Raw genomic sequence first — 24569 nt, 5'->3', positions numbered from 1 at the left:
GCTTACAATATAGGCGCACGTTATTTCTTACGTGAGCATCTTAAAGCTTTTTCTGAAAAGAAAAAGTTGAAACTCGAGGCAAAAGTACCTCGAGTTTCAGCCAGAACACAGCAATCCTTATCTACATTCATTAGTTTTCTTCAGGCGGTCGCACCAACGGTGTGAAAATGCTCGAGTTAACCGTATTTATGATGAAGGATGCTCCATCAAAATCTATGATTTAGGTGGAGAGGTTCACTAGTTATTGTTGATAATATGAAACTTTTGAAATATAGAAAGGATCGTTATTTGTGAAACAAGTGAAGTTTATACATGCGGCTGATTTGCATTTGGATAGTCCGTTTAAAGGGATGGAAATGAATGTACCACCGTCTGTTTGGGAGAGAATGAAGCAAAGTACGTTTGAATCGTTCGAGCGTATTGTTGATAAAGCGATTCAAGAGCGCGTTGATTTCGTATTACTAGCTGGGGATTTGTATGATGCGGAGACGAGAAGTTTGAGAGCGCAAGTGTTTGTGCGTGAGCAAATGAAGAGACTTTCGCAGTACGATATTCCCATTTTTATTATTCACGGTAACCACGATCATTTAGGCGGAAGCTGGGCAGCGATTGAGTTTCCTGAAAATGTTCATGTGTTTACGGAGCCTTATGTAGAAGAGAAATCATTTTATAAAAATGGTGAGCTTGTAGCTTCTATTTATGGGTTTAGTTATTTGCAGCAAGCGGTAACGGATAATATGACAGCGCAGTATATGAAAATGAGTGATGCGCCTTTTCATATTGGAATGCTTCACGGTAGTGTGGAAGGGGATGCGGAGCATAATCGCTATGCACCGTTTCAAATTCGTGAGCTGAAGGAAAAGCAGTTTGATTATTGGGCTCTTGGCCATATACATAAACGAGAAGTTTTATCGGAAGAGCCGTACATTATTTATCCAGGTAATATACAAGGGCGCCATCGTAAGGAAACAGGGGAAAAGGGTGCGTACCTTATCGAATTAACGAAACAAGGATCGCATTGTTCGTTTTTCCATACTGCGGATGTTGTATGGGATGAGATAGAAGTTAATATTGATGGACTTGAAACTGTTGATGATCTTATGACAGTAGCGGCAGAAATAATGAATGAGTGCCGAAGAGAAGAGGAAGGTATGCTTTTAACCGTCGTATTTACAGGGCAGGGGCCGCTTTCTCCTTATTTGCGTGATGAAAAGCGTGTGGAAGAGATTTTTCATATTTTAGCAGCGGGAGAAGAGCGAAAAGACTTTGTGCATGCGATGAAGTGGAAAAATGAGACGGTTTCTTTTGCGGAAATTGAACGTTTGAAAGCGGAAAATCATTTCGTCGGTAGTGTACTGCAAGAGCTAGAAGGTTTTACAAATATGGACGGAGTGTTGCGCACGATTTGGACATCTCCTGTGGCACGTAATAGTATTGAATCTTTTACGGAAGAAGAGAAGAAAGAGATTCAAAAGGAAGCGGAAAATATTATTTTAGAGCAATTATTCCAGCAAGAGAGGGATAAAAAATGAGAATTGAAAAACTCCATATTTATGGCTATGGAAAACTAGAAAATGTGGAAATGGATCTTTCATTGCTGACGGTGTTGTACGGTGAAAATGAAGCGGGGAAATCGACAATTCGCTCATTTATGAAAAGTATTTTATTCGGTTTTCCGACGAGAGGGCAGCGCCGTTATGAACCGAAAGAAGGCGGGAAGTATGGCGGTGCGATTACTGTGCAAACAGAGAAGTACGGCCATTTGAAAATTGAGCGTTTGCCAAAGACGGCATCTGGTGAAGTGACCGTTTATTTTGAAGACGGGAAAACTGGCGGCGAAGATATTTTAAATGATATATTAAGCGGAATGAATGAAAGCTTATTTGATTCTGTCTTTTCATTTGATATGCATGGCCTTCAAAATATTCATCAGCTTGGCGAGGCGGATATCGGCAATTATTTATTTTCTGCAAGCGCAGTCGGAAGCGATGCGTTATTGCAGTTAGATAAAAAGCTAGAAAAAGAAATGGATCAGCGCTTTAAGCCGAGTGGTCGTAAGCCTGAAATTAACGTGTCATTGCAAGAAATGAAGAAGCTTGAAGAGAAGCTGAAAGAGTGGCAAGGGAAAATTGGCACGTATGAAAAACAGGTTGAGCAGTTAAAAGAAAGTGAAGAGAAACTCGCTTACGTTCGCACTGAAAAAGAGTGTGCGGAAAAACGAAAGCAAGATTATGAAATATTGTCAGCGCTTGAGCCTCTCGTTATTGAAAAACGTACGCACGAGAAAGTGTTAGAAAACGAAAAAGGACAGTTTCCTGTAAATGGTACGGCGCGCTATGAGGCGATAAAGGCTAAGATGGAGCCTCTTCAAGTGCAAGTAGATTCACTTCAGAAAAAGATAGAAACTGTGCAATTAGAAATTGATGCGACAGAAATAGATGAAGCATTTTTACAAAAAGAAAGTTATGTAGAAGAGCTTCGTATGCAGCATATGTCTTATGAAAATGCACGCCAAGAAATGCGTGATATTACAGGGAATATTGCGAATATAAAAGAAGAAATCGCAGAACTAGAGCAACAAATTGGCGCTACTTTTGAAAAAGAGACTGTTCTTTCATTTGATATAAGTTTAGCGACGAAAGAATTAATTACACAAACGGTGCAAAAAGCGAGAGAGTTAGAAACGCAAAAAACGCAGCTAGATGAACGTTTTAAAACGGCTCAAGAGCACTTAGAAGAACAAGAAGAAAATATAAGACAAATAAGCCAGCAAATGTTAGCTGATGAAGAGAGAAATACGTTAGTTGAGAAAGAAAAATCATTTCAAGATGCGGCGTTTCTAGGTATGGGCGCAGAGAGAATGAAGCGTAAGTATGAAGAGAAAGCAGGGGCAGTAAAGCAAAAGAAAAAGCAGTGGCAAAGAGTTTGTCTTCTGTTACTTCTTATTAATACGGGCGTTTTAGTAACGAGTTTATTTATAGATAACCGCGCGATGTTATTTATTAGTGTTATTGTTTTTGTAGGGATTGTTCTTGCTCTCGTTTTATATAAAGATCCTTCAGGTGGATTACAAGAAGAACTCCTTACTCTTCAGCAAAGCGCTGGAGGGCGTCAAAGTGAAGAGGCGATGTCAGTTCGTTATCAATTAGAAAAAGATGAAGAGATTCGAAAGTTATTTGAGCGAGAGTCTTATAAATTGCAGCAAATGGAACGTGCGTATGATAAAGTCGTTTCATCGTATGAGGAATGGGAAAGAGAAACTTTCCATGCAGGAGAACAAGTAGGTGCTTATAAAACGCGTTATATGTTCCCGGAATTTTATACGTATGCGCACCTATTGCCGGCGTTTGAGCGTATTGAAAAAATGCAGCAATTATATCGTGAGCTAGAGAAACAAGGTGAGCGAAAATCTTCATTATATGAAATGATTTCTCGTTTTGAACATAAACTAGAAACTGTTATCGGTAGCACAGAGTATAGTAAGTTGCATGAGGCGCAAAGTCGTATGCAAAATGAGAAAGAGAAGAGGCAGACTTGTAAGCAAAAGGAAGAGAAGTTTGCGGAGTGGCAAGAGGAATATGAATTGTTGCAGCAGCAATTAAAGCAACTTCTAGTAGAACGAGATGGTTTATGGCATATTGCAGAATCTACAAATGAAGAGATGTTTTTAGAAGCAGGAAGATTGGCGGAAAAACGTGAAGATGCGGAGAAGCAAGTGGGGCGTCTATTGCCTCAAATTGATCTTTTAGAACAGCGCTTAACGAGTTTATCATTAGCTGAAAATTATGAGGCTGAAGGATATGAAGAAAAGTTAAAGCAAGAAATAGTAACGATGCAAAACTGTCTTGCGAAAGAGAAAGAATTAACAGAGCGTATTGCGAAGCATCGAATAGAAATTGCGAATTTAGAAGAAGGTAGTACGTACGGTGATTTACTACATGAGTGGGAAATGAAAAAATCACAAGTGCGTGAACAAGTGAAGAAGTGGGCTGCATATGCGGCCGCGAAGACAGTACTAACGAAAACGAAGCAATATTATCATGAAGTGCATCTTCCGCGTATTTTACAAAAATCCGAAGAGTATTTCGTTTATTTAACAGGCGGACGATATAGTAAAATATTCTCACCGTCAGAAACGGAATCGTTTATTGTGGAACGTAATGATGGTATGCGTTTTTACAGTCATGAACTGAGCCAGGCGACAGCAGAGCAGTTATATTTATCGTTACGATTTGCGCTAGCGAAAACATTTGAGCATGATTATCCATTTATTATTGATGATAGCTTCGTGCATTTTGATGCGGTAAGGACGAATCGAACGATTGAACTTATAAAGGAAATTGCGAATGATAGACAAGTTATCTTCTTTACATGTCATGAGCATTTATTAACATATTTTAAAGAAAATCAGATTATAAAATTAACACGTAAGCGTAAAGAAAATGAGTTGTAGTATGCTATACTAAAAGTAATTGATTTGGTGGAGGAATTCGAATGAAAAAGAAAATTGCAGAGTATGAAGTTGGTGAACAAGTCGATATTTTCTTGTTAATTAAAACAGCGACAAAAGGTATCGCAAGCAATGGAAAGCCGTTTTTAACAGTGATCTTGCAAGACCAAACTGGAGATATTGAAGCGAAGCTATGGGATGTATCACCAGAAGTTGAGAAACAATATGTAGCAGAAACAATCGTCAAAGTAGCAGGAGATATTCAAAACTATAAAGGACGTATTCAATTACGTGTGAAACAAATTCGCGTTGCTAATGAAAATGAAGTAACCGACATCTCGGAATTTGTAGAAAAAGCCCCAGTGAAAAAAGAAGATATGGTTGAAAAAATTACGCAGTACATATTTGAAATGAGAAATCCGAACATTCAGCGTCTAACAAGACATTTATTAAATAAGCATCAAAACGAATTTTTAGAATATCCAGCAGCGACGAAAAACCATCACGAGTTCGTATCTGGACTAGCTTACCATGTCGTATCAATGTTAGATTTAGCGAAAGCAATTTCTACACTATACCCATCGTTAGATAAAGATTTACTTTATGCGGGCGTTATTTTACACGACCTTGGTAAAGTAATTGAGCTATCTGGCCCGATTTCTACGACGTATACGTTAGAAGGAAATTTACTTGGCCACATTTCAATTATGGTGAGCGAAATTGGTAAAGCAGCAGATGAACTACAAATCGATGCAGAAGAAGTATTAATCCTTCAGCACATCGTCCTTTCCCACCACGGAAAAGCAGAATGGGGTAGCCCAAAACCACCATTAGTAAAAGAAGCAGAAATTCTGCACTACATCGATAACTTAGATGCAAAAATGAACATGATGGACCGCGCATTAGGACGCACAAAACCAGGCGAATACACAGAGCGTGTCTTTGCCCTTGATAACCGTTCGTTCTATAAGCCGACGTTCCATAATTAAGATTGTAAATAGGATGGCCTCATTAAGTGTTAAAAAGCTTAGTGAGGCTGTTTTTTTATTAAAAATCAAATTTAATAACAGATAGAAATTAACTATTCTCCAGCTAAAATGTTATTTAACCAAAGAAATATCTTGAATTTGAGATTTTTTACTTGCTTTTTAATCACTTGAGATGTAAAGTGATAGTAACGAAAGTGATTGAGTCATATGAAAAACATACACTCAGTTACTTTCGGTTTACACAGTAAAGTAATTTATGAATGAATTTTTAAAACAGTTTTCTATCAATGCAACTTATTCAGTAAAAAACTAAGATTAAGCTACAAAAACATAATGAGAATATAGTGAAAAGTTAAGAAGCATATTATTTTTTTAGTCATCACTTGACTAGTAAAATGAAACGGAGGAATCACCGATGTATGAAATTAAAGGACATCATCACATTTCAATGATTACAAAGAACGCAAATGAAAATAATCATTTTTATAAAAACGTGCTTGGTTTACGTCGTGTGAAAATGACGGTAAACCAAGATGATCCGTCAATGTATCACTTATTTTACGGAGATAAAACAGGAAGCCCAGGTACGGAGCTATCGTTTTTTGAAATTCCTTTAGTAGGAAAAACATATCGCGGTACGAATACGATTACTCGAATTGGATTACTCGTTCCTTCAGAGGACAGCCTGCATTACTGGAAAGAACGATTTGAGAAATTTGGTGTGAAACATAGTGAAATTACAACATATGCAAATCGTCCTGCTTTGAAATTTGAGGATTCTGAAGGTCTTCGTTTAGTGCTAATCGTTTCAAACGGAGAAAAAGTGAAACACTGGGAAACATGGGAGAAATCCGAAGTTCCGGCCGAACATCAAATTCAAGGAATGGGTTCTGTGGAAATGACGGTGCGTAGGCTTGATAAAATGGCGAGTACACTTACAGATATGTTTGGTTATACAGAGGTTAGCCGAAGTGACGAGGAAGCAATTTTTCAGTCTATTAAGGGAGAAGCCTTTGGAGAAATAGTTGTGAAATATTTGGATGGTCCTTCTGAAAAGCCGGGCCGCGGTAGCATTCACCATTTAGCAATTCGTGTGAAAAACGATACAGAGCTTGCCTATTGGGAGGAACAGGTGAAACAAAGAGGGTTTCATTCTTCAGGAATTATCGACCGTTTCTACTTTAAAAGCTTATATTTCCGTGAATCAAACGGAATCCTTTTTGAAATTGCGACAGATGGACCAGGATTTACAGTTGATGGAGATGTGGAACATTTAGGAGAAAAACTTGATTTACCGCCGTTCTTAGAGAATCAGCGAGCAGAAATTGAAGCAAATTTAGCTCCGGTTGAAGAGAAGTAATAGAAGAAAAAATACAACTTTAACATATAAATTAAAATTATTGGAGGAATATAAAATGAACCAATTAAAAGGGATACACCACGTTACAGCGATTACAAGTAGTGCAGAAAAGAACTATGAATTTTTCACTTACGTTTTAGGAATGCGTCTCGTTAAAAAAACGGTAAACCAAGATGATATTCAAACGTATCACTTATTCTTTGCAGATGATAAAGGTAGTGCAGGAACAGATATGACATTCTTTGACTTCCCAGGTGTTCCAAAAGGAGTACACGGTACAAATGAAATTTCAAAAACTTCGTTCCGAGTTCCAAGTGATGCAGCATTAGCGTATTGGGTGAAACGTTTTGACCGTCTTGAAGTGGAACATACAGGAATTAAAGAGCAATTTGGTAAGAAAACTCTTTCTTTCGTTGATTTTGATGATCAACACTATCAATTAATCTCAGATGAATTTGATAAAGGTGTGGAATCAGGTACACCTTGGCAAGATGGGCCAGTTCCATTGGAATATGCAATTACTGGTTTAGGACCTGTATTTATTCGTATCGCGAACTTTAGTTTCTTCAAAGAAGTGTTAGAAAAAGTTCTATTATTTAAAGAGATTGCTCAAGAGGGAGAATTCTATTTATTTGAAGTTAACGAAGGTGGAAACGGTGCCTCTGTCATTGTAGAACATAATACGGTTCTTCCTGAAGCACAACAAGGCTTTGGTACAGTGCACCATGCCGCATTCCGCGTAGAAGATCGTGCTGTATTAGAAGAATGGATTGAGAGAATAGGTAGCGTTGGACTCCCTTCATCTGGTTATGTAAATCGTCACTTCTTTGAGTCATTATACGCAAGAGTTGCACCACAAATTTTATTTGAATTTGCAACAGATGGCCCTGGTTTTATGGGAGATGAGCCATATGAAACACTTGGAGAAAAATTATCTTTACCTCCATTCCTAGAGCCCAAACGTGCAGAAATTGAAAAATTAGTTCGTCCAATTGATACAGTGAGAAGTACAAAGGAATTTATCAAAGAGTAAAGATGTACGATTTAGAATTTGATAACCCGATGTATCATTCATAAGTAGAAGAGCAAGTGGTTTTAGCTGATAGCTGGAATTGCTTGCTTTTTTATTTGCTTGATAAATATTCTGACAAATGTTTCTCAAGTTTTTGAAAAAGAAATATTTGGTATAATTCATTTAAATCATAATTTTCTGATAATTATTTTTCAATATATAGAAAAGGGGTGGTAGTATACAATTTGGATAATTGTATAAATATCCTAATTTTGTAAGCTGGGAGAAAAGGGGATGCGAAGGTATGGGAACAGATATAGTAACACGGGAGCAAATGAAACATTCTTTAGATGATTGGTATCGTGTAATGTTGCAGCAGCATATAGAGAAAGCTACGGAAATGAAAGAGGAGATTGATAGTAAGATTCGTGGTTTGGAAGTGGATCAGGATGTATTGCTTTATCATGCGTTATTGAATTTCAGGTATGATGCATTAGTTGATTGGATTTCAGTTAGAGAAGATAGTTTTGATAAAGTGGAATCTTTCGAAATTCCGACAGAAGGCTTTCTAGCGTATTACTATCACTTTTTTAAAGGATTTCATTGCACATTAATTTCAAATTATAACGAAGCGAAAGAACAGTATGAACAAGCTGAGAGGTTATTGAAATATATTGCAGATCCGATAGAACATGCGGAGTTTAATTACCGGATGGGGAATTTCTACTATCACTCCTATCAACAAATTAATGCGATTGATTATTTGAAAAAGGCAAAAGAAGATTTTACGAAGCAATCAGGATATGATATTAATTTCGCTTTATGTGAGAATATATTGGGTTTATGTTGTATAGACTTAAGACAATTTGAATTAGCTGAGGAAAATTTTAATACTGCATTAAATGTTTTCCAACAAGTGAATCATGAAAAGTATGTTTTAATGGTTAGAAATAATTTAGGGTGGCTATATGGCAGTCAGGATTTATCTGATTTAGCGATTAGACATCTAAGTGAAGTTACTCAAAAAATGCCTAGAAATTTTAAAGCAATTTTCACTGAAGCTGAGGAAAATTATAAATTAGGTAGAATAGAAACTGCTAATGAGTTAATAGAGTTAGGTTTAAGGATTTGTAACGAATTACAAAATAAAGAATTCCAATATCGTTTTATGATTTTAAAAGAACTTAATATTAAATCCAGTGCTAGTGACTTAGAGAAAGTAACTTTAGAAAGTATCTTATATTTTGAAGAACATTCTCTTTTAGAGTGCGTTAAGGAATATATGGAAATATTAGCTTGTAAGTTTTATCAGGAAGAAAATCATGAAAAAGCTAGTAAGTACTTTTTTGTTAGTAGTCAAGCTCAAAAGAGAATTTTAAAAAAGGGAGCGTTAAAATAAATGAAAAAGACTAGTTTGTTCATTACGGGTTTAGTAGTTACATTGTCAATTGGATTGAATTCCTTTGCTGGATCTCAAAATCAATATTTAAATAGAGGAGATACAGGCGGAGCGCCAGCAAGACCAGACTATGTTAGTTTTAATAAGGGGGATACAGGCGGAGCGCCAGCAAGACCAGATTATGCTGGTTTCAATAGAGGGGACACGGGTGGAGCACCAGCAAGACCAGACTACGTTAATATAGGAGAGACTGGCGGGGCTCCAGCAAACTTCAATAAAGGTGACGGCGGAGTAAGCCAACTATAATAAAATAGAAAAAGGGACTTCAACATGGAAGTCCCTTTTTCTATTTTTAGGTCATGTAGAGAAAAGAATTGACTTACTTTAAATATGTAACTATAATAGTTACAGAATGATGATGGTAATAGAAATAAGTCATATTTTTTTAATATGATTGTAACCGATATAGTTACAATTAAAAAGAAAACATAAAACAACCAAAAACTGTAAAAACTTTAAATAGCAACTTGAGAAAGGAGACGGGAACTTTGAAACGGTTTAAGTTTTATATCATTAGCGGTATTGTTCTTGTTTTATTAGTAGTTTGTAACTTCGTTGATAAGCCGATTGCGAAGGTTGAAGAAGTGAAAGATACTGTGATGATGAAGATAAATACGAAAGAGAGTATGGCGCAAATTGATGGACAGACGATCTATTTTAAGCAAATTGGCGTGGGTAAGCCGCCTTTACTTATGCTTCACGGGTTTGGTGGTTCTTCAGATGGGTTTAGTGATATTTATCCGGAACTCGTGAAGGATCATACGATTATTGCGGTTGATATTTTAGGATTTGGGCGTTCTTCTAAGCCGATTGATTTTCAGTATTCGTTTCCTGCGCAAGTTAATTTATATTATAAGTTAATGAAGAAGCTTGGATACGATCAGTTTGCGGTACTTGGTCATTCGATGGGGGGAGAGATGTCCCTTAATTTAGCATATTTATACCCGGACGCAGTTACGCATCTTATTTTAGCGGATTCTACAGGGATTGAATCTTTCCAGCAAAAAGAAGGTTATGAAATGCCGCAGTTATCAACAGATCTGCAAACTGTGACTGCGATTACAGATTATAATAAAAGTGAAGTGAAGAATAGTCGAGATGATAAAAAGCATTATGATGAGCTTACGAAAATGAAAGAGCGCCGCATTGCGATGGAAGCAGATAAAATTAAGGTGCCAACTTTAATTATATGGGGTAGGCACGATAAGAGTGTTTCTTGGGAAAATGGTGAACTGTATCATCAGTTATTTACAAATAGTACGTTTCATATCATTGAAAAAGGATACCACGCACCGTTCCGTCAGGAGCCAATCGAGTTTATGGAATATGTACAAGCATTCTTCGCGAAGAATCCACAATGAAAAATTTAAGCATAAATCCACTTCTTTCCTCATACAGTGAAACTAATAAGGCTTGTCTAAGGAAAGGAATGAACGAAAGTGGAAACTTTACCATGGTGGATTTATCTTGTGATCATTGGGATTGTATTGAGTGGCTACATGGTTTTATATACTTCGAAAAAAGAGCAAGAGATGGATAATGAGTTTATCGAAAAAGAAGGCGAAGTTTATATGAAGCGCTTAGAAGAAGAGCGCGAGAAACGCAATCAGGATAGTGATAAAGATTCGGTACTGCTTTAATAGAAAATGTTTGAAGAAGAGAAAAATATTTCTCTTCTTTTTTATATGCTAGTGTGTTGGCTGCACGTTTTTTAAACTGCGAAAGCATCAAGGGTTTGCAGATTGTTAAGGCAGAAATCATTGTGCCAATAGGCACAGGAACCATTTAAAGCCCAATTCATACGCTATGATAAAGGTTTTTTACTTAATAATCCGATGAAAGAGGAGCGTAATGATGAAAAAACGTACTGTTAATGAAACGGGAGGGAATATACCACAACCAATTCGCAGCGATGGAGCCGGTGCGATAGATTCTGGTCCACGTAATATTATGCGGGATATTCAAAATCCGAATATGCTCGTTCCACCTATTACAGATGCTGGCTTGGTTCCTAACTTGAAATTTTCATTCTCAGACACTTCTATGATTTTAAAACAAGGTGGGTGGTCTCGGGAGATTACTGTTAGAGAACTTCCGGTTTCGACTACAATTGCTGGTGTAAATATGAGTTTAACGGCCGGAGGAGTACGTGAGCTTCATTGGCATAAAGAAGCAGAATGGGCGTATATGCTTTTAGGACGGGCACGAATAACTGCCGTTGACCAAGATGGACGAAACTTCATTGTCGATGTTGGTCCAGGAGACATTTGGTATTTCCCCCCTGGTATCCCGCATTCCATTCAAGGGCTGGAACATTGCGAATTCCTGCTCGTCTTCGATGATGGACACTTTTCTGATCTTTCCACCTTATCTATCTCTGATTGGTTTGCGCGTACGCCAAAAGAGGTTCTATCGGTTAACTTCGGGGTACCAGAAAGTGCTTTTAACTCTATACCTTCAGCACAGGTTTATATTTATCAAGGAGAGGTACCGGGTTCGCTTGAAAGTCAGGAAGTCCAGTCACCAGACGGGGCAGTTCCTTTAACCTTCAAGCACGAACTGTTAAAACAGACACCAATTAAGACCCCTGGTGGTAGCGTTCGAATTGTCGACTCTACTAACTTTCCTATTTCAAAAACAATCGCAGCGGCGCTCGTTGAAATTGAGCCTGGTGGAATGAGAGAACTTCATTGGCATCCTACTAATGATGAGTGGCAGTATTATTTGACAGGGCAAGGAAGAATGACTGTATTTCTTGGAAATGGTACAGCTCGTACATTTGATTATAGAGCTGGTGATGTTGGATATGTACCTTTTGCTACTGGACATTATATTCAAAACACTGGTACCGAAACATTATGGTTTTTAGAGATATTCAAAAGTAACCGCTTTGAAGATGTATCGTTAAATCAATGGATGGCATTGACTCCTGCAGAAATAGTTAAAAGTAATTTACATGTTGGATCAGAATTGATGGATTCCTTGCGTAAGGAGAAATGGCCTGTTGTGAAGTATCCGGGGTTTTCATATAATCCGAAAAACAGATAGGTGAAAATGAATCGACTATTTTTATGAGGAATTTTCTCTGAAATGAAGAATAGCGTTTTTGTCTGTTATTCGTAAATCGAAAGAAATTCCCTACACTAGCTGTTCTTTTCACTCAAATTGTGTACTATAAAGGATAGGATGACATAAAGAAGGGGACAGTTAGAATGGAATTTCATGAACAAAAGATTTTGCCGGCAGTGAGGCAAATTAAAGATTTGGAAAAGTTATTACATAGTTCGTATGAGTATATCGTTATTTTAGATATTCATGTCGGTCAATTAAAGAGTGTTGTGTCACTTGCGAAGCAATATTGTAAAAAGGTGTTTTTACATGTGGATTTAATCCATGGCTTGCAGAGTGATGGGCATGCGACGGAGTATTTATGTCAGGAGTTTAGACCGTACGGGTTATTGTCAACAAAGGCGAGCGTAATTATGAAGGCGAAGCAAAAAGGTGTTGTTGCAATTCAGCGCATCTTTTTAATTGATTCTAGCGCGATGGAAAAGAGCTGTAATTTGCTAGAAAAAACGAAGCCGAATTATATAGAGGTGCTTCCTGGTGCTTTAACAGATGTGATCGCTGAAGTGAAAGAGCGTACAGGTGTGCCAATTTTAGCAGGTGGTTTCATTCGTACTGTCGATGATGTGGAAAGAGCTTTAAATGCTGGTGCGACAGCAATTACGACATCGAAAAAAGAACTATGGAAACATTATCAAAAAAAGTGACGAAAATGTGAATATTTCCGTTGACACCGCTTTCATTTGGGGTTAACATTAGAGACAAGTTAATAAACGTGACGGAGAAAAGAAGAGATCCACATTTCATTGTTTCTATATACTTTTATATAGAAGCGTGCAAGCTGTGGGTCTTTTTCTTTTGAAAAAAACGAATGGCCATTCATTTTACCTCTATCACATTTGAAAGCGTTTAAATTGATTGTGGAGGGATACTATGTCAGCATTTTTAGGAGAGTTAATAGGGACAGCGTTGTTAATCGTACTTGGTGGCGGCGTTTGTGCGGGTGTAAGTTTAAAGAAGTCGTTTGCGAAAGATTCTGGTTGGATTGTTATTACAATGGGCTGGGGCTTAGCGGTAGCGGTTGCAGCGTATGCAGTTGGATCAATTAGTGGGGCACATTTGAATCCAGCTGTAACGATAGGACTTGCTTTTAAGGGAGCGTTCCCATGGAGTGACGTACCAGGTTATATTGCAGCACAAATGATTGGGGCAATTATCGGGGCAGTTATCGTATATTTACACTACTTACCACACTGGAAAGAAACAGAAGATCCAGGAACAAAGTTAGGTGTATTTGCAACAGGTCCAGCAATTCCGAACACATTTGCAAACCTTTTAAGTGAAATGATTGGAACATTCGTTTTAGTATTTGGTATATTAGCAATTGGAGCAAATAAATTTGCAGATGGATTAAATCCATTTATCGTAGGTTTCTTAATTGTAAGTATTGGTTTATCATTAGGTGGAACAACAGGATACGCAATCAACCCGGCTCGTGATTTAGGTCCGCGTATTGCACACTTCTTCCTTCCGATTGCAGGAAAGGGCGGTTCAAACTGGAAGTATGCATGGATTCCAGTAGTTGGTCCAATTTTAGGTGGATCACTTGCAGGATTATTCCATCAAGTTGTATTTGAAGGAAAACAAAATTCAGCACTTATTTATGTGATTATTGTAACTGTGATTGTACTAGCAATCTCTTATATGACAAGTAAAAAAAGTGGAAGCAATACAAATAATAGAAAAGTAGCATAAGGGGGAAACCGATATGAAAAAATATATTCTTTCATTAGACCAAGGGACAACTAGCTCACGCGCAATCCTTTTCAATAAAGAAGGAAAAATCGTTCATTCAGCTCAAAAAGAGTTTACACAACATTTTCCAAAGCCAGGTTGGGTAGAGCATAACGCGCAAGAAATTTGGGGATCTATTTTAGCGGTTATCGCAACTTGCTTAAGTGAAGCGGATGTAAAACCAGAACAAATCGCTGGTATCGGTATTACGAACCAACGTGAAACAGCGGTTGTATGGGATAAAACAACAGGAAAACCAGTTTATAACGCAATCGTATGGCAATCTCGTCAAACAGTTGAAATTTGTGATGATTTAAAAGAAAAAGGTTATAGCGATATGGTTCGCGAAAAAACAGGTCTTTTAATTGACGCATACTTCTCTGGTACGAAAGTAAAATGGATTTTAGATAACGTTGAAGGTGCAAGAGAAAAAGCGGAAAACGGCGAGCTGTTATTCGGAACAATTGATACGTGGCTTGTATGGAAATTGTCTGGTGGTAAAGCGCACGTAACAGATTACTCAAATGCATCACGTACATTAATGTTTAACATTCATGATTTACAGTGGGATGATGAGCTTCTAGATATGTTAACAGTTCCAAAGAGCATGCTTCCAGAAGTACGTCCATCATCTGAAATATATGGCGAAACAATTGATTATCACTTCTTCGGTCAAAATGTACCAATTGCAGGTGTAGCTGGTGACCAACAAGCAGCATTATTTGGACAAGCTTGTTTCGGTGAAGGTATGGCGAAAAATACTTACGGAACTGGTTGCTTCATGTTAATGAACACAGGTGAAAAAGCAGTAGCTTCTGAGCATGGCTTATTAACAACAATTGCATGGGGAATAGATGGTAAAGTAAACTACGCATTAGAAGGAAGTATTTTCGTAGCAGGTTCTGCAATTCAATGGCTACGTGACGGAATGCGCATGTTTAAAGATGCAAGTGAGAGTGAAGAGTACGCTTCACGCGTTGAATCAACTGAAGGTGTATACGTTGTACCAGCATTCGTAGGATTAGGTACACCGTACTGGGATAGTGAAGTACGCGGCGCTATGTTTGGTGTAACGCGCGGTACGACGAAAGAGCATTTCATTCGTGCAACGCTAGAATCTTTAGCGTACCAAACGAAAGATGTATTATGCGCAATGGAAGCAGATTCAGGTATTGAACTGAACACATTACGCGTTGATGGCGGGGCAGTTAAGAATAACTTCTTAATGAAGTTCCAAAGTGATATATTAGACGTTCCTGTAGAGCGCCCAGTGATCAATGAAACGACAGCTTTAGGTGCAGCATACTTAGCTGGTCTTGCGGTTGGATATTGGAAAAACAAAGATGAAATTAAAGCGCAGTGGCATATGGACAAACGCTTTGAACCAACGATGGAAGCGGAAACAAGCGAAGAGCTATATGCTGGATGGAAAAAAGCAATTGAAGCAACAAAAGCTTTCAAATAATCATAAACAGTGTTATAATGGTGACAAGTTAATAATTCGGTAGGAGATTTGGAGAGACCACAACGCGCTATAGAGGTGAAATCTATAGCGGAGTTTGTGGTCTCTTTTTTCGTTATCAAAGGGAGGAATTACCATGAAATTTTCAAGTAAACAACGTAAAGACGTATTAAACGGAGTAAATAAACAAGAGTTAGATGTGATCGTAATTGGTGGAGGTATTACTGGTTCTGGTATTGCATTAGATGGAGCAACACGCGGGTTATCAACGATTGTGTTTGAAATGCAGGACTTTGCAGCAGGTACATCAAGTCGTTCAACGAAACTTGTACACGGCGGTTTACGTTATTTAAAACAACTTGAAGTGAAAATGGTAGCAGAGGTGGGGAAAGAGCGTGCGATCGTATATGAGAACGGTCCCCATGTAACAACACCAGAGTGGATGTTACTTCCGTTCCATACAGGTGGTACGTTCGGATCATTCAGTACATCAATTGGTCTTCGTGTATACGACTTCTTAGCAGGTGTAAAACGAAGCGAGCGCAGAAAGATGTTTAACCGTGAAGAAACACTAAACAAAGAGCCTCTTGTAAAACAAGAAGGATTAAAAGGCGGCGGTTACTACGTAGAATATCGTACAGACGATGCGCGTCTTACAATTGAAGTGATGAAAGAAGCGATTGAGCATGGCGCAAAAGCTGTTAACTACGCAAAAGTAGACAGTTTCTTATATAAAGATGGAAAAGTATGTGGTGTTCGTGTAATCGATTTACTAGACGGAGAAGTGTACGAAGTTTACGGTAAGAAAATTGTAAACGCAGCTGGTCCTTGGGTAGATACACTTCGTGAAAAAGATAACTCGAAAAAAGGAAAAGTACTTCAGTTATCAAAAGGTGTTCACTTAGTAATTGACCAAAAACGTTTCCCATTAGGGCAAGCAATTTACTTCGATACACCAGATAAACGTATGGTGTTCGCGATTCCTCGCGGAGGAAAAACATACGTAGGCACAACAGATACGTTCTATGATAAAGACGCAGCTGTACCGCAAATGACAACAGAGGATCGCACATATATCATTAATGCGATTAACTACATGTTCCCAAGCGTGAAAATTACGGAAAAAGATATTGAATCAAGCTGGGCTGGTGTGCGTCCGTTAATTTATGAAGAAGGTAAGAATGCATCTGAAATTTCTCGTAAAGATGAAATTTGGACTTCTGAATCTGGCTTAATTACAATCGCAGGCGGAAAATTAACAGGATACCGCAAAATGGCTGAAATGGTAGTAGACTACGTAACGAATCTATTACAAAAAGAAGGTCATAGTGCATATCCGAAAAGTGATACGAAACATATGCCAATCTCTGGTGGTCATGTAAGTGGTTCACACGGATTCCCAGCATTTATCGCGAAAAAAGCAGGCGAAGGTACGAAGTACGGTTTAACAACAGCACAAGCTGAAGAATTCGCGAAATTCTATGGCTCTAACGTTGACGTACTATTCGACTTAGCGAAAAAACATAAAGATGAAGCGAAAGAATACAATATGCCGTTAGACGTTCTAATCCCGCTTGTATACGCGATGGATTACGAAATGACAGCGAAACCAGTTGACTTCTTCGTACGCCGCAGAGGCGCTGTATTCTTCAACATTCACTGGGTATATGAGTGGAAAGAAGCAGTAATCAATTACATGGCTGCAAAACTAGGCTGGAGCAAAGAAGAACAAATGAAATACACAGCTGAATTAGAAAAAGCATTAACAGACGCTGTAATTCCTGTCGATCAACAAGAGCAGGCAGCTGCGTTAGCATAAAATAGAGAAACACCTGAAGGAGAGCCCTTCAGGTGTTTTTTATCTTGACTACAAATAAATATAATGTGTTACAATGATGATAGAGTATTTAGTATGAATTTTGCATAAAATAAAGAAGACAGAAGCCTGAGAAACTTCTGCCTTGTGTAACCTAACTTGCTATTGTGGTGGTAGTAGGTGCGGTTATGAGACAATTACATTAACGTTTTAGCCGAGAACCGCCCTTACCTTTTCCACGAAGCAGGGTGGTTCTCGCTTTTTTGTATACAGAAATTAGCCACGGACCGACGTATCTTCTACCGATGACAACGCCAGCTCCGGTTAGGATACCATACACTAATTTGACTATAAACATCGCGATCATTATATCACCTCCCCCTTTTTTCGAAATGGAAGAGATGATTACCACACCTACTAGTTATAGCGTTATTAAGTTACTTTTTAATTGTATTATTTTTTAAAATAGGGGACAAGACATATGTATAAAAATCCCTGGTTTCAAATAGCTCATTAGCGTATTAAGTGTGGGGAGTTCAATGAGTAAGTCTTATGAAATGAACGTTAGTAAAAAATAAAAGCGGTATAGACATTGCCAACCGTTTTTATTTTTTTATGGATGTATAAAACTTTTCCATCGAGTGCGTCGTCTAATAAATGGGAAGGAGGAACTGATGTGGATGAATTAACAGCAGTGATGTTTGAAATAGAAGATAAGGATGACATTATCGATGAAATAATGAACAAGTATGGACAGGAGATCCTACAACTTGTTTATTCATATGTGAATAATAAAGAGGTCGCTGAGGACTTAACGCAAGATATATTTGTGAAATGTTATAAATCTCTTCATACATACAAAGGGAAATCGAATGTAAAAACATGGTTGTGGAGAATTGCCATTAATCATTGTAAAGACTATATAAAAAGTTGGTATAACAAAAAGGTAATCGTTACAGAGGATGAATTTACGTATATTGGGAGTCAAAAAGAAAGTGTTGAACAAACTGTTATTCAAAATGCTGAGGACCGTGGGCTGGCTTCTGCAGTAATGAATTTACCGATAAAATATCGAGAAGTCATTTATCTATTTTATTATGAAGAATTATCAATTAAAGATATTGCTATTGTAATAGAAGTGAAGGAAAACACGATAAAAACAAGACTGAAAAAAGCTAAGGAACTATTGAAGAAAGGATTGGAGGAATAATCAAATGGAAGAGCGATTAAAAGGCCTACGAAAATCAATGGAAAATACAACTTTTAAACATTTGAGTTTTTCTGATCAGCATCGGAAGCAGGTGCGCGAAAAAATCAATCAATCACAAGAAAATGAAGAAGACATCTCTTTAGCGGTTTTACAACTTCTCAGTAATGAAAAAACAGGGTACGAACTGGCAGGGCTATTGCGGGGGAGAGGAATTCAAAAATTCGAAGGAAATGAAGGGTTTTTATATACCGTATTACATCGTCTAGAACAGAATCGTTTTATCCAATCAAGTTGGGATCATTCAGGAGCTAAATATTATCAATTAAATGATAAAGGAAGAAAGATGCTGCGAAAGGCAGAGAAAAATTCTACAAAGGCACGATTTATATTAAAAGGATTAGTACAGGAGTGAGGCGGAATTGAATAAAAAAGGGGAGCGTTTTTTAAAAGAAGTTACCACTCATATTAAATCAAAAGAAGCAAAGAGCTTTGTGGCAACAGAACTAGATTTTCACTTAAAACAGGCGAAGGGCATGTGGATAGAGAAAGGGTTAAGTGAGGAAGTTGCCGAAGACAAAGCTGTTGAACAAATGGGAAGCCCGATCAAACTTGGCCAAGAACTTAACAAACTTCATAAGCCAAAGGTTGATTGGTTCCTTATTATTTTGTTAGTGACTGCTATGGGGCTAGGGTTTTTGCCGGTTATAGCTTTTGGGCATACGAATGATTTATTAATAAATAAGATAATTTTTGTTATTCTCGGCATTGCAACAGCTATTGGGATGATGCTACTTGATTATCGGAAGTTAGAGAGGCTCGGGTGGCTGTTTTATACAATCGGAGTATTTATCTTGTTAATGATAAAATGTTTTTCGAATGCTTCCAAGAATGGGGAATTGTTAATGAAAATTGGTCCCCTCACAATTGACTGTTTAATGACGATACCATTCTTTTTTCTAGCTTGGGCTTCATTTTTTAATAACGGTAGATTAAAGTTTGTACATCTTTTCATGTTGTATTTATTTTCTTTATATTTATTTTTAACGACATCAATTCTTTTACCAATTTTCATCTATATTACGATGGTATTTGTTATGCTTTGGTGGAGTAAGTTAGGAAAAAAAACGGCATGGCTCATTACAATTTTACCAATTTGTTTCTTTATTATTAGGGATTTATTTTCCTGGTCTTCAGTAAAAGAATACCGGATAGCTAGAATTTTAGGATTTTTAAACCCAGAGCATGATCTATGGGATTTACGTTTAAAATTGGCAATGTCATCGGCAGGTTGGTTTGGTACATATGGAAATATAAAGTCTATCCCTGCTACCCATACTGATTTTGTATTTGCAAGTTTGACTTACTATTATGGATATTTGCTTGCGCTAATTCTTGTCTTGATTCTTTCTCTTTTTGCAGTAAGAATAATGACTATATCTTATAAAATAAATGATCGGTATGGTAAATTGCTGCTCGTTGGTGGAGTGACTCTTTTTGTATTCCAGTTCATTTATAACGTAGGCATGATCTTGGGATTATTACCGCGTGCTTCTATATCATTACCTTTTATTAGCTACGGATTGATACCAACTCTATTTCATGCATTTATAATGGGAATTGTGTTAAGTGTATATCGACGTAAAGATATTTCATCTAGAATAACAAAAACACCTTGATAATCATCAAGGTGTTTTTGTTATAAGTTGTGTGTAAAAGAATTCACTATTATGATCAATTACAAACGTAAATATTAGATAGTATGTAGAGGGTTATGAAAAATAATCCTCTTGTTGTGTTTAAATAAGTGAACTTGCTTTAATAGAAGTACATAATTCAGAACGAGAAAGTGTTTCGGCTAATTGTCGTAAATATAAGTGTTCTTCCGCATCTTTTTCGGAAGTGTTAGGATCCAATGAATGAGAAGAAAGAAGTACATCAATTGTAAGTACATCTGAATCATGAGAAGAGATGTTATAACCTGCAAATACAGGGCGTTTTAAGTCCTTTACTTTTTGAATCATCTTATGGAATTTCGTAACACTTATATTGATTTTGGCTAATGGAAAGCATTTTTCGGTAGGATTATCGACGGTCTTTCTAATTTTATAATCGTATACGTAATAGTACTTCTCTTGTTCTTCTAGTTCTTGTAATTCTTTCGTTAATAAGTGGTATTTGTCTGTAAGTCCAGTTGTGAGTGCATCGTTTTCTTCTCCAACTAATAAGGTGAAAGGTCTTGGTGATGAGATTGAAATGGTGCGGAGGTTTAGTTCGGTAAAAGTGGGATTAGACTGTAAAATGGTATGTAATTTTTCGATAGGAAACTCACCGTCATAAATAGCAATGAAATATTGGTTCATCTTTTCACTCCTTAATTTTTTCTAAAATTATATATTCTACTTTAAAGGTGTAAGTCCTGCGTAAAAAGACACCTTGAATCATCAAGGTGTCTTAGTTATAAGCTCAAAACTCTCCGAATCAGCCCCAAGTACAAAAGGACTCACATCCCCAACGCTATAAAGCTGCAATTCATGCATCGCGCGCGTACAAGCAGTGTAGAACAATCTACGAACGCTCTCATCGCTATATACGTCATCATTTGCATTGTAAATGATGACGGCGTCAAATTCGATACCCTTCGCTAAGTAAGCAGGTATGATGACGATACCTTGTTCGTACTCAGCTGAGTTACTTTTCACGAGTTTAATATTCTCGATATGGCTGAGTGCATCGTACGCAGCGGCGCTTTCAGCTGCGGATTTACATATAATTGCGATCGTATTGTGCTTTTGTTTTTGTAATTCAGCGACTTTGGAAGTGATATGAGCATGCAGTTCGATGTAATCAGAAACCTTAGTCAATGTAGGTTTCTCGCCGCCTCGTTCAAAGGCGTTAATATTCTTGCCTTCCGGTACGAGATCACGTGTAAATTCAATAATTGGTTTTGTTGAGCGATAGCTACGAGTTAAGTTGATACCGTATGTTTCATCAGGTCCATATAAGCTAGTGAGTGTATGGAAATCAACTGTTTCACTAGCGTGAGCGAATATCGCTTGGTTAAAGTCTCCGAGTACCGTCATTTTTGCGGCAGGGAAGAGACGTTTTAAAAACTCGAACTGAAACGGAGAATAATCTTGTGCTTCATCTACGAGTATATGTTTAATGGATCTGTTTGTTTGGAACCCTTCAATTAATTCTTTTAAAAGTAAAAATGGAGTAGCATCCTCGTAATATAGTTTTCCTTCATCTAACATGTTCACCGTTAGAGAGCAAATGTCGTCCCATTCTTTCGGTTTTTCTCCCGTAACCCATGATGCATCTGTGAAGAGTTGTTTATATATTCCTGTGAAATTGATGAAGCGTAGCGTTTGAACACCTTTACGCAACGGCTTCAATTTTTTACGGACAATCATACGTCCGAGTACTTTCGTTTCTTTCTCATAATCAGTAAAGGAGTTTTCGTCAAACTCACCTTTTTTCTGTAAATACTTATAAGCTTTTTGATATTCATCTTTACTAAGTAATTCAATTTCTTCTTCTACCCAAGGTTTTTTCAGTTCTGTTTTTTCAATTTCATCTATTTGTTTATTTAGCCACTCCGTTAACTTTTCAATTCTATTATGGAAGCGGAGGGAGGTATCAGTATTATAAAATTGTTCTGCAATTTGTTTAGCAGAGACAATTGGTTTTCCTCTGAATTTCATTCCTTTAAATAACATACCGGACGTTTCGAGAGATTGTCTGTACGTTTGAATGGTCTCGAAAAAGTGAGTTGATGCTTTAAATCGAATGCTCGCATTTCGAGTTTTATAGATAGAGCTATTCGTTTCAGTGAGCATATATTCTAATTGCTCATAAGGATCTTCAACGTCAAATGACTTGCTTAGTCTGTGGTTTAAATATTCTTGGAATGTAACTTGCTGCATATTTTCTTCACCGAGTTCTGGCAATACGTTAGATACGTAGCTATTGAACATGGAGTTAGGGGAGAAGAGAATGATTTGATCAGCTTTTAGCCATTCGCGATATTTATATAGTAAGTAGGCGATTCGCTGTAAGGCAGCCGATGTTTTACCACTACCAGCAGCTCCTTGAACGATAAGTAGTCGCCCTTCGTCGTGACGGATAATTTCATTTTGCTCGCGCTGGATAGTAGCAACTATACTTTGCATATGTTTGTTTGTACCTTTTCCGAGCGCTTGTTGTAAAATTTCATCTCCAATCGTTAAGCTCGTATCGAACATTGAATCGATAACGCCGTCTTGAATAATATATTGTAATTTCTTTTCTACATTGCCGCGGATTACGCCTCCTGGTGTACTGTACTCGGCAGGGCCTGGCGGATAATCGTAGTAGACACTTGAAATTGGTGCGCGCCAATCGTATATAAGAAAGTTTTCTCCGCTTGCATCGGTAAGGGTAGCGACGCCGATATAAATTTGCTCTGCGCCTGTTTCTCCTTCTTCTTTGAAATCAATTCGCCCGAAGTAAGGTGCTTTATGCATACGTCGTAGTGCGGCAAGTCGGTTGAAGGTATGTTTATGGGTGATTTGTGTTACGGCTAGTGACTGAGCTTGTTGTCTTAAGTTGATAACTGTTTCGAGATAATCGTCAAAAGTATCAGTGTTAACTTTCACATCATCCCAGAAGTGTTTACGGATGTTGATTACTTCTGCTCGGCGTCTGCCAGTTTCGTTTTCAAGTTTATCAATTTGCTCCGTAATAGTTTCTATTACGCTATCCAATCGTTTTTGCTCTTGATCTAATTTTTTGTTCATACGTAAGCACTCCTTTAAAAGTGAAAAATAGAGGTTGACTGAAGATATGTTTTGGTGTACAATTAAGATACGGATAAATACATTCTTTTATTTTTGATGAATGCGTTTCTGTACTAATTTACCATAGTTTTTTAATTTAATCAATGATAATGAGATAAACCTTGGTTCCGTATGTGATGGAATCGAGGTTTTTTGTTTTTTAAGAGGGGATTGTAATCATATATTCGAAAAATCGCCGATATAATTTCAGTTACCGCACAGGTAATACAAAAAAGCTCGGGCTTAGCCCGAGCTTTTCATTATTTCTTTTCGTCTTTTTTAGCGTCAGCTTTTGGTTCTTCGAAAAGAGTTTTTAAATCTTTATCGTCAACTTTTACGTCAGCAGATTTGATTTCTTTCATCATAAGATCGTTCATAAATTGTCCATCTTGCATTTTCTTCTGAAGAAGCTCTTTTTTGATGTCAGCTTTTGATTGATCGAAAGGTTTTTCTGGTTCTTTAATATCTGTTACTTTAATGATGTGGTAACCGAATTGTGATTTTACAGGTTCGCTTACTTCATCTTTCTTCAGCTTATAAGCAGCATCTTCGAATTCTTTAACCATTTTACCTGGTCCGAAGAATCCTAAGTCTCCACCTTTTTCTTTTGAACCAGTATCTTCAGAGTATTGTTTCGCTAACTCTTCGAAAGATTTACCTTGTGCAAGCTCTTCTTTAACCTTTTTCGCAGTAGCTTCATCTTTTACAAGAATGTGGCTTGCTTTAATTTCAGGCTTGTAGTTGTCTTTTACTTCTTTATCAGTGATTGTTTTTTCAACAGCTTTTTCTTGAGCTAATTGAGCACGGATACTATTTTTTAATGTTTCCTCTTTAATACCTTGTTGTTTCATTAGTGCATCGAATTGATCACCGGCTTGTTTTTTCAATTCATCGTACTTTTTATCTACTTCTTTGTCGTCAACTTTGTAGTTTTTAATAAGTACTTTTTCCATAACCATGCCATTTAGTACTTGTTTACCAGCTTGTGTCTTCATTTGATTGTAAAACTCTTCTTTAGTGATGTCACCAGCTTTAGATGTAACAATTTTGTCTGATGATGATGTTCCACATGCTGATAATGCGATTACACTTGTTGCGGCTAAGGCAAGCATAGCTTTCTTCATTCAATAAACA

Annotated in this window: 21 protein-coding genes; 17 read left to right on the top strand and 4 right to left on the bottom strand. The window is 37.3% G+C overall.

Annotated elements, in window-relative coordinates:
* Window positions 1-290 precede the first annotated feature (290 nt).
* The 14 genes from MR109_RS12435 to glpD all read left to right on the top strand — a co-directional run bounded on the left by MR109_RS12435 (window position 291) and on the right by glpD (window position 17411).
* The gene (locus MR109_RS12435; protein WP_242272249.1) at window positions 291-1532 is read left to right on the top strand and encodes a metallophosphoesterase family protein; all 1242 of its coding nucleotides are present in this window, start codon (window positions 291-293) and stop codon (window positions 1530-1532) included.
* Complete coding sequence (locus MR109_RS12430) at window positions 1529-4453, top strand: ATP-binding protein (protein ID WP_242272248.1); 2925 nt, start codon at window positions 1529-1531, stop codon at window positions 4451-4453. The genes MR109_RS12435 and MR109_RS12430 overlap by 4 nt, the downstream gene beginning before the upstream one ends.
* 41 nt (window positions 4454-4494) lie before the next feature.
* Window positions 4495-5439, top strand: coding sequence for a 3'-5' exoribonuclease YhaM (gene yhaM / locus MR109_RS12425; protein ID WP_048369877.1), 945 nt, complete (start codon window positions 4495-4497; stop codon window positions 5437-5439).
* A gap of 415 nt (window positions 5440-5854) precedes the next feature.
* On the top strand, window positions 5855-6799 hold the full coding sequence (locus tag MR109_RS12420) for a ring-cleaving dioxygenase (protein ID WP_242272247.1): 945 nt from the start codon (window positions 5855-5857) through the stop codon (window positions 6797-6799).
* Window positions 6800-6854: 55 nt separating this feature from the next.
* The gene (locus MR109_RS12415; protein ID WP_098474281.1) at window positions 6855-7832 is read left to right on the top strand and encodes a ring-cleaving dioxygenase; all 978 of its coding nucleotides are present in this window, start codon (window positions 6855-6857) and stop codon (window positions 7830-7832) included.
* 283 nt (window positions 7833-8115) lie between these two features.
* Window positions 8116-9210: a response regulator aspartate phosphatase gene (locus MR109_RS12410; protein ID WP_242272246.1), complete on the top strand. Its 1095-nt coding sequence runs from the start codon at window positions 8116-8118 to the stop codon at window positions 9208-9210.
* A complete protein-coding gene (locus MR109_RS12405) occupies window positions 9211-9516 on the top strand; it encodes a hypothetical protein (RefSeq protein ID WP_071717719.1) in 306 nt (101 codons plus the stop codon).
* Window positions 9517-9758: 242 nt separating this feature from the next.
* On the top strand, window positions 9759-10631 hold the full coding sequence (locus tag MR109_RS12400) for an alpha/beta fold hydrolase (RefSeq protein ID WP_242272245.1): 873 nt from the start codon (window positions 9759-9761) through the stop codon (window positions 10629-10631).
* Window positions 10632-10709: 78 nt separating this feature from the next.
* Complete coding sequence (locus MR109_RS12395) at window positions 10710-10910, top strand: sporulation YhaL family protein (RefSeq protein WP_002170693.1); 201 nt, start codon at window positions 10710-10712, stop codon at window positions 10908-10910.
* A gap of 214 nt (window positions 10911-11124) precedes the next feature.
* Window positions 11125-12318, top strand: coding sequence for an oxalate decarboxylase family bicupin (locus MR109_RS12390; RefSeq protein ID WP_242272255.1), 1194 nt, complete (start codon window positions 11125-11127; stop codon window positions 12316-12318).
* 164 nt (window positions 12319-12482) lie between these two features.
* Window positions 12483-13043 (top strand): glycerol uptake operon antiterminator GlpP, encoded by a 561-nt coding sequence (gene glpP, locus MR109_RS12385; RefSeq protein ID WP_178940632.1) that lies wholly within the window; start codon window positions 12483-12485, stop codon window positions 13041-13043.
* A 226-nt stretch (window positions 13044-13269) separates the two neighbouring features.
* Window positions 13270-14091 (top strand): glycerol uptake facilitator protein GlpF, encoded by an 822-nt coding sequence (gene glpF, locus MR109_RS12380; RefSeq protein WP_025149451.1) that lies wholly within the window; start codon window positions 13270-13272, stop codon window positions 14089-14091.
* Between the two features lie 13 nt (window positions 14092-14104).
* On the top strand, window positions 14105-15595 hold the full coding sequence (glpK, locus tag MR109_RS12375; RefSeq protein ID WP_242272243.1) for a glycerol kinase GlpK: 1491 nt from the start codon (window positions 14105-14107) through the stop codon (window positions 15593-15595).
* 133 nt (window positions 15596-15728) lie between these two features.
* On the top strand, window positions 15729-17411 hold the full coding sequence (gene glpD, locus MR109_RS12370) for an aerobic glycerol-3-phosphate dehydrogenase (protein ID WP_242272242.1): 1683 nt from the start codon (window positions 15729-15731) through the stop codon (window positions 17409-17411).
* A 199-nt stretch (window positions 17412-17610) separates the two neighbouring features.
* Here glpD and MR109_RS12365 read toward each other — a convergent pair whose 3' ends face one another.
* Window positions 17611-17766 carry a hypothetical protein gene (locus MR109_RS12365; RefSeq protein ID WP_165615144.1) on the bottom strand — a complete coding sequence of 52 codons (156 nt, stop codon included), beginning with the start codon at window positions 17764-17766 and terminating at the stop codon, window positions 17611-17613.
* 318 nt (window positions 17767-18084) lie between these two features.
* Between MR109_RS12365 and MR109_RS12360 the strand changes: the two genes are divergently transcribed.
* From MR109_RS12360 to MR109_RS12350, 3 genes are read left to right on the top strand one after another with little or no spacing between them, the layout of a single operon-like run.
* Window positions 18085-18618 (top strand): sigma-70 family RNA polymerase sigma factor, encoded by a 534-nt coding sequence (locus MR109_RS12360; protein WP_242272241.1) that lies wholly within the window; start codon window positions 18085-18087, stop codon window positions 18616-18618.
* A 4-nt stretch (window positions 18619-18622) separates the two neighbouring features.
* Entirely contained in the window at window positions 18623-19030 is a 408-nt protein-coding gene (locus MR109_RS12355; protein WP_071717712.1) for a PadR family transcriptional regulator, read from the top strand.
* A 7-nt stretch (window positions 19031-19037) separates the two neighbouring features.
* Complete coding sequence (locus MR109_RS12350) at window positions 19038-20294, top strand: FtsW/RodA/SpoVE family cell cycle protein (RefSeq protein WP_242272240.1); 1257 nt, start codon at window positions 19038-19040, stop codon at window positions 20292-20294.
* A 120-nt stretch (window positions 20295-20414) separates the two neighbouring features.
* Here MR109_RS12350 and MR109_RS12345 read toward each other — a convergent pair whose 3' ends face one another.
* The 3 genes from MR109_RS12345 to prsA form a co-directional block, all read right to left on the bottom strand.
* A complete protein-coding gene (locus tag MR109_RS12345; RefSeq protein WP_242272239.1) occupies window positions 20415-20978 on the bottom strand; it encodes a hypothetical protein in 564 nt (187 codons plus the stop codon).
* A gap of 81 nt (window positions 20979-21059) precedes the next feature.
* The gene (helD, locus tag MR109_RS12340) at window positions 21060-23396 is read right to left on the bottom strand and encodes an RNA polymerase recycling motor HelD (RefSeq protein WP_242272238.1); all 2337 of its coding nucleotides are present in this window, start codon (window positions 23394-23396) and stop codon (window positions 21060-21062) included.
* A gap of 299 nt (window positions 23397-23695) precedes the next feature.
* Window positions 23696-24559, bottom strand: a complete 864-nt coding sequence (gene prsA, locus MR109_RS12335; RefSeq protein WP_242272237.1) for a peptidylprolyl isomerase PrsA — start codon at window positions 24557-24559, stop codon at window positions 23696-23698.
* Window positions 24560-24569: the final 10 nt, after the last annotated feature.

Source organism: Bacillus cereus group sp. BfR-BA-01310 (assembly GCF_022664325.1).
Taxonomy (GTDB): domain Bacteria; phylum Bacillota; class Bacilli; order Bacillales; family Bacillaceae_G; genus Bacillus_A; species Bacillus_A paramycoides.
The sequence above is the reverse complement of the archived record's forward strand: the minus strand, read 5'-3'. Positions and strand labels throughout refer to the sequence as shown.

Coding starts and splice junctions, on each gene's coding strand:
- MR109_RS12430 (WP_242272248.1), top strand. CDS start 1,529: ATGAGAATTGAAAAACTCCATATTTATGGCTATGGAAAACTAGAAAAT.
- yhaM (WP_048369877.1), top strand. CDS start 4,495: ATGAAAAAGAAAATTGCAGAGTATGAAGTTGGTGAACAAGTCGATATT.
- MR109_RS12420 (WP_242272247.1), top strand. CDS start 5,855: ATGTATGAAATTAAAGGACATCATCACATTTCAATGATTACAAAGAAC.
- MR109_RS12415 (WP_098474281.1), top strand. CDS start 6,855: ATGAACCAATTAAAAGGGATACACCACGTTACAGCGATTACAAGTAGT.
- MR109_RS12410 (WP_242272246.1), top strand. CDS start 8,116: ATGGGAACAGATATAGTAACACGGGAGCAAATGAAACATTCTTTAGAT.
- MR109_RS12405 (WP_071717719.1), top strand. CDS start 9,211: ATGAAAAAGACTAGTTTGTTCATTACGGGTTTAGTAGTTACATTGTCA.
- MR109_RS12390 (WP_242272255.1), top strand. CDS start 11,125: ATGAAAAAACGTACTGTTAATGAAACGGGAGGGAATATACCACAACCA.
- glpP (WP_178940632.1), top strand. CDS start 12,483: ATGGAATTTCATGAACAAAAGATTTTGCCGGCAGTGAGGCAAATTAAA.
- glpF (WP_025149451.1), top strand. CDS start 13,270: ATGTCAGCATTTTTAGGAGAGTTAATAGGGACAGCGTTGTTAATCGTA.
- glpK (WP_242272243.1), top strand. CDS start 14,105: ATGAAAAAATATATTCTTTCATTAGACCAAGGGACAACTAGCTCACGC.
- glpD (WP_242272242.1), top strand. CDS start 15,729: ATGAAATTTTCAAGTAAACAACGTAAAGACGTATTAAACGGAGTAAAT.
- MR109_RS12365 (WP_165615144.1), bottom strand. CDS start 17,766: ATGTTTATAGTCAAATTAGTGTATGGTATCCTAACCGGAGCTGGCGTT.
- MR109_RS12355 (WP_071717712.1), top strand. CDS start 18,623: ATGGAAGAGCGATTAAAAGGCCTACGAAAATCAATGGAAAATACAACT.
- MR109_RS12345 (WP_242272239.1), bottom strand. CDS start 20,978: ATGAACCAATATTTCATTGCTATTTATGACGGTGAGTTTCCTATCGAA.
- helD (WP_242272238.1), bottom strand. CDS start 23,396: ATGAACAAAAAATTAGATCAAGAGCAAAAACGATTGGATAGCGTAATA.
- prsA (WP_242272237.1), bottom strand. CDS start 24,559: ATGAAGAAAGCTATGCTTGCCTTAGCCGCAACAAGTGTAATCGCATTA.